This window comes from Blautia sp. JLR.GB0024 (genome assembly GCF_037000545.1).
Classification (GTDB): Bacteria; Bacillota; Clostridia; order Lachnospirales; family Lachnospiraceae; genus Blautia; species Blautia celeris.
In genome coordinates, this window is record NZ_JBANBF010000037.1 from 1 (window position 1) to 3976 (window position 3976).

Annotated in this window: 6 protein-coding genes; all 6 read right to left on the bottom strand. The window is 48.1% G+C overall.

The annotated features are described in order from the left end of the window. Positions 1 to 257 (bottom strand): N-acetylmuramoyl-L-alanine amidase (locus tag V8Q34_RS27260; RefSeq protein WP_335836678.1); only part of this gene is annotated, 257 nt, incomplete at its 3' end. A gap of 51 nt (positions 258 to 308) precedes the next feature. Next, the gene (locus V8Q34_RS27265) at positions 309 to 641 is read right to left on the bottom strand and encodes a ribonuclease (RefSeq protein ID WP_335836679.1); all 333 of its coding nucleotides are present in this window, start codon (positions 639 to 641) and stop codon (positions 309 to 311) included. A gap of 2 nt (positions 642 to 643) precedes the next feature. Beyond that, positions 644 to 922, bottom strand: a complete 279-nt coding sequence (locus V8Q34_RS27270; protein WP_227210834.1) for a branched-chain amino acid ABC transporter permease — start codon at positions 920 to 922, stop codon at positions 644 to 646. Positions 923 to 931: 9 nt separating this feature from the next. Next, positions 932 to 1348 (bottom strand): carbohydrate-binding protein, encoded by a 417-nt coding sequence (locus V8Q34_RS27275; RefSeq protein ID WP_335836680.1) that lies wholly within the window; start codon positions 1346 to 1348, stop codon positions 932 to 934. A gap of 3 nt (positions 1349 to 1351) precedes the next feature. After that, complete coding sequence (locus tag V8Q34_RS27280) at positions 1352 to 1684, bottom strand: hypothetical protein (protein WP_335836681.1); 333 nt, start codon at positions 1682 to 1684, stop codon at positions 1352 to 1354. 18 nt (positions 1685 to 1702) lie between these two features. Continuing rightward, on the bottom strand, positions 1703 to 3976 hold a 2274-nt coding region (locus V8Q34_RS27285), incomplete at its 5' end, for a DUF6273 domain-containing protein (RefSeq protein WP_335836682.1).

The window sequence follows — 3976 nt, forward strand, 5'->3', positions numbered from 1 at the left end:
CAGATACCCAGGCTGTCACTGTTGGCTCCTGCAACATGTGCTCCTACTGCCCATTCCGGGCGCAGGCGGTATACTTTGCCGTCCTTGCGGACTAAAAAATGGTACCCGGCTCCTGCCCAGCCTCTATCCTCTTTGTGCCACCTGTGGATGTCCTGGGCACTACAGCTTGTGGCCTCCGCATGGTGCAGGATGATACGTCTTGTTGCTGATCTGGAGGACATACCCCCAAAACTCAGATTTGTTTCGATGATATTCATATTATTCCTTTCTGCCGGCTGGATTTGCGCCGGCGCAAAAAGAGAGCGATTTTACTCGCCCTCTGATTTATTGTATTTTGTTCTATCCCAGATTTCCTTTATCTTTTCCCATCCTCCTGTTGATACTAAATATACAATAAAGGCGGCCAGAAAAGAGGCAAACACATAGTACCATGTAATAACAATCTTAAAGTATGCGCAAAGTACCACCAGTGTTGCGGGACACAGTATCAAAGATGCCACCAGGGCAACAATGCATGTCGGGATTTTTGCAAGTCCGGGCAGCTCCTTGATGACCTGCACCACAATAGACACCAGGAAGGCCAATCCTCCCAGCAGTGCCAGCCCATAAGTTACATACTGCATAATCACATTAATATCCATTCTCAATCCTCCTGATCATGAGCTTGCTTATTTACATGTTTCTCAATCTTTGCTATGGCCTCTGTCACAGGACCATTACAGCCCTGCTCCTTCAGCCCTTTCAGGCAGGCAAGTATCCCGTATGTAAGCAGACATTGCTCCGACTTAATTTTTTCAATCTCCTCATCCTGCTTGTTTTGTTTCAAATACCATCTGTACACAGCAAATACAACGGCAAAAATACCCATTACTGCTGTTATAACACTTCCTGCCATAATGATTTCCTGCGGTCCTATATACATGCTGCCTCCTTATTCCGTCACTTCCCGCCAGAGGGATTCCGTACCTACTGCCCCCGGCTCCCAGACATTGCCATCCACCAGGCTCTCCCACGTCTTACCCCCATGCAGCACCTTATCACCCTTGCTGTACGGGTTGGTACTGTCGGGCTGCTCCCACTCCGGCACCACGCTCGGGTCCGGGATTAAGACCCGGGCGTACAAACTCGACGTCGAGTCGGGCAACCAGTCGCCCTGGCTGATGTGGTCCTGGAGCACCTTGTACAGGGTGCCCTTGTATCTGATGCGGTCTCCGGCCTTGTAGGCTACGCCATCTCCTGACCATACCCCAAACAGCTCCACGTACTGCAGGGCCATGTAATCGCTCATGCCGGCAGCGTTGTCCTCGATCTGGCGGCGCAGTGCCCTTGCTCTCTCAATTACTCCCATATGTTACACCTCCTCTCCCAGCATAATCTTTGCCGCCAGAGCATACTCGGCATCTGTCGGCACGTCCCCGGTGATAGTCTCACTCAGGTAAAAGTGCACCGTCAACGTGCCATCCGGGTTAGTGACTGACTGCTGACTGTCTATCACTGCCCCATGCAGGATGTGGACTACTGTGCCGTCATCCTGTGTAAATTTGAGCTCCTGGAGGTTATCTGGCGTGAGCTGGTCCCAGATGTCCATAAGAGCTTGCCGGTTGTCTGCAATTAAAACGACGGCCCCTGTGTAAGAGCCGTCTACGATGGGGATGGTTGTCCCGTCTTTCAGTGTCATATTCATATTGTTTCTCCTTTCTTATCAGGTGCAGAAGCAGAGGCATACCCCATTTTCTCTATAATATCGTCCACTACTATTACCTTCATCGCTAATAAACCCAAAATATTCACAGCCACTATTCGTAATATCGCGTGTATGCCAGTAGTCAGAGCTTGTCCTTCCAAACCTGCTTTTTTTACGGCTTTCATCATTTGGGAATAACTGAGCATATAGACCTGCCCTATTTATAATTTCGTTCTCTTTAGGTATCCACAAATAATCATTTGATGTTTGTATCAACATATTTCCAGACGCATTGTACTCGCGCTGTGTATTTATTACTTCTACAAGATTATTGCGTACAGATTCTGGTATAGCCGCCTTCAGCGTCTCATTAATCCAAGCTCTTAATTCGCATTTTCCCCAACCGCCAATGCTTCCTGTACCTTCTTGATACGTGCCATCTTCATTAGTTACAAGTGGTAGGTTCATTCTACGTTCGGTTTTCAGCAGCTCTTTCCCAATCCAGGTAATCGGTGCCTTACCCGTCCCATCCGCCAAATCATCTACGTCAAATCCAGCAATCTGCATGTTGATAATGCCCTCGCTGCCTAGATCAAGCGGCTTATAATCGGATATCTGGTATTTCTCTTTGTATGTACCGTCCGCCTCGGCCGCAAAGATTTCTTCCCAGGTGTCGGTGATTTCGCGGGGGCCGCGGAGGCAGAAACAAAGACAGACACCTCTTTCTCCACCGATATTAGCACCACTATTTCCTATGTCCATGTTGATACTATCAGACATATAATTATAAGTATCTTTATCTTTTGCTGTTCCGCGAAGCCACCAATCGTTCACGGTTCCTTCAGCATTTATTCTGCATTTTAACATACTTGTTTTATCAGAATATAATCTGCCATATTTTGCTTTAGGATATCCCATATCTTTTACATCTGGTATCCATAATGCATCATGCGTAGTTTGATTGTAATTAGCTCCTGTTTTATCGATAGATTTCTGTGTTTTTATAACTCTTGCAATACGGTTTATAACAATTTCCGGCGCCAGTGGAAGAACTTCAACGTTTAATTTAGTGCGCATTTCGCACTTCTCCCATCCACCAATAGCACCAGTTCCTTCTTGACATGTACCATCTGCATTAGTTATAAGCCTTGAATTCATTCGACGCTCTGTTATAAGCAATTCTTTTCCAATCCATGTTATTGGTGCCATTCCACTGCCATCTGACATCTCATCTAATTCAAATCCGGCCATCTGCATATTAATTACACCTTCACTGCCAAGGTCAAGCGGCTTGTAATTACCAATCTTGTACTTAGATTTATAGGTGCCATTATCAATGTTGGCAATGATAACATCCCAACTATCTGTAATCTCCTTGACCTCTACCGCACTCTCAAACTGTGCATAGCAGCTTGTGTTTCCTGTGATGTTTTTCCCGGTTGGCTGCCATCCCAGAAATGCCAGACTGCTATCCTCTGGCGATACAGGTGTTGTCCCGGTGTATGTAGCACTCCCGCCGTACGCCACATTGCTGACTGTCTGCAGTAGTGTTGAGCCGTTATAAAACTTGACCGTATACCGTCTTACTGTAGCCGTAAACGCCGCATACACGCTCCTGTCCGCCGTAACCGCTTTGAGAGCTGTACTATCCGCCGCGCCTCCCGGTTTTTTGCTCCAGCCCACATGGCTGTAAGTATACTGTGCCGTACTGGCCTTAGTTGGCGTACTGCCGCTGTAAGTGCCGTCTCCGCCATCCACGATAGCCTGGGTATACAGGAGCTTACTGCCATCGTCATTGTAAAAATACAGGTTGCTGGTGATATGCTGGTACGCAACTTTGATATCCGGATACTTACCTGCGATCTCGGCAAGCTGTGCCCCGGTGACCGTATCGACCGATATCGTACCGCTCACCTGTGCCATATCTGTGTTGTTGCCGGCCTCATCCAGCCCCCTCATGGTGTCAAGCAGTCCAATAATCTCCATCAGCTTGTCTGCTGTGCCTGCCGCCCAATTGATGCCGATGAGTCTTACACGGCTGTTGGCTGGGATGGCCTCCAGGATTGCTCTGCTGTCCACTGCACTGCTGACATTTTCGAGCCGTAAGGTGGAGATACCCGCATATGACGGTATGGACAGGTCCTGCAGGGATGTCTGGTTACGGATTGTCAGGTTGGTTATCGTGGCCGGCAGATGCAGTGTCTTGAGGATACCGCCGACCGGTAATAATAGACCAGTGATACCGGTCCCATCAAAGTACACATGCTCCAGGTTACTACAGCCTGATACATC

Coding starts and splice junctions, on each gene's coding strand:
- V8Q34_RS27265 (WP_335836679.1), bottom strand. CDS start 641: ATGGATATTAATGTGATTATGCAGTATGTAACTTATGGGCTGGCACTG.
- V8Q34_RS27270 (WP_227210834.1), bottom strand. CDS start 922: ATGTATATAGGACCGCAGGAAATCATTATGGCAGGAAGTGTTATAACA.
- V8Q34_RS27275 (WP_335836680.1), bottom strand. CDS start 1,348: ATGGGAGTAATTGAGAGAGCAAGGGCACTGCGCCGCCAGATCGAGGAC.
- V8Q34_RS27280 (WP_335836681.1), bottom strand. CDS start 1,684: ATGAATATGACACTGAAAGACGGGACAACCATCCCCATCGTAGACGGC.